The organism is Micromonospora sp. SYSU B005 (assembly GCF_055362685.1).
Genome location: NZ_JAXCFU010000054.1, coordinates 1 through 1,318, shown reverse-complemented (window position 1 = coordinate 1,318; position 1,318 = coordinate 1). Strand labels below are relative to the sequence as shown.

At 67.3% G+C, this 1,318-nt stretch carries 1 pseudogene; it reads right to left on the bottom strand.

The annotated features are described in order from the left end of the window. Positions 1 to 31: 31 nt before the first annotated feature. A pseudogene (locus SM452_RS30315) lies at positions 32 to 1,266 on the bottom strand (IS3 family transposase). Positions 1,267 to 1,318: the final 52 nt, after the last annotated feature.

Sequence of the window (1,318 nt, the reverse complement as noted above, 5' to 3'; positions counted from 1 at the left end):
ATGTCAAGCCCCGGGTTTGATGGAGACTGGATTATCTGGTTTTCAGGGTTGCGGTGACCGGGTGGGTCATCGCGTGTAGCGCCTCGTGTTCGGCGGGTGAGACGTGGCCGAGTTCGCCGTGCAGCCTGCGGTTGTTGTACCAGTCGATGTATTCGACGGTGGCCATCTCCAGGTCGTCGAGCCCGCGCCAGGGCCCTTTGTTGCGGACGAGTTCGGCCTTGTAGAGGGAGTTGAACGCCTCGGCCATCGCGTTGTCGTACGAGTCGCCCTTGGAGCCGACAGAGGCGACGGCACCGGCCTCGGCGAGCCGCTGGGTGTAGCGGATTGCTCGATATTGGACTCCACGGTCGGAGTGGTGGACCAGTCCGCCCAGGTCAGCGCCTTGATTTTCGCGACGCCAGATCGCCATCTTCAGCGCGTCGAGAGCCAGATCGGTGTAGAGGCTCGTGGACACCTGCCAGCCGACGATCATGCGGGAGTGCACGTCGAGGACGAAGGCGGCGTACACCCAGCCCACACTCGTGCGCACGTAGGTCAGGTCGGCGACCCACAGCTGGTTCGGGCCGGCTGCGGTGAAGTCACGTTTGACCAGGTCAGCAGGTCGGCTGGTCTCAGCCGCCGGCCGGGTCGTGCGCGGGGACTTGTCGCGCAGCAGCCCGCGTAGCCCGGAGGCGCGCATCAGCCGCTCGACGGTGCACCGGGCCACCTCGATGTCCTGGCGGTGCAGCTCGTGCCAGATCTTGCGTGCCCCGTAGACACCGTAGTTCTCCGCGTGGATCCGCTCGATCACCGCGGCCAGCTCCTCATCGCGTCGCGAGCGGGCGCTGGCGGGGCGGGTCTTGGCGGCGTAGTAGGTCGACGGCGCGATCTGTGCCGGCGTGTCTTCGAGCGCCTGCAGGACCGGCTGGACACCGTGTCGCTCCCGCTGGGAGTCGACGAACTCGACCTTCATCGCGACGGACGGTCCAACTCCGCCGCGAAGAAAGACGCCGCGGAGCGCAGGATCTGGTTCGCCCGCCGCAGCTCACGCACCTCCCGTTCCAGGGCGGCGAGGCGTTCCGCGTCGCTGCTGGTGGTGCCCGGCCGGTCGCCCGCGTCGGTCTCGGCCTTCTTCACCCACGTGCGCAACGCCTCCGGATGAACCCCGAGCTGACCGGCGATCCGACGGATCGCTCCGACCGCGGACGCCGGATCCCGACGAGCCTCGACCGCCAACCGGGTCGCACGCTCACGCAGCTCATCGTTGTACTTCTTCGGTGCGGGCATCGCTGGTGTTCCTCCCAGGTTTCGATGTCTCCATCAAACCCGGTGCGGGACA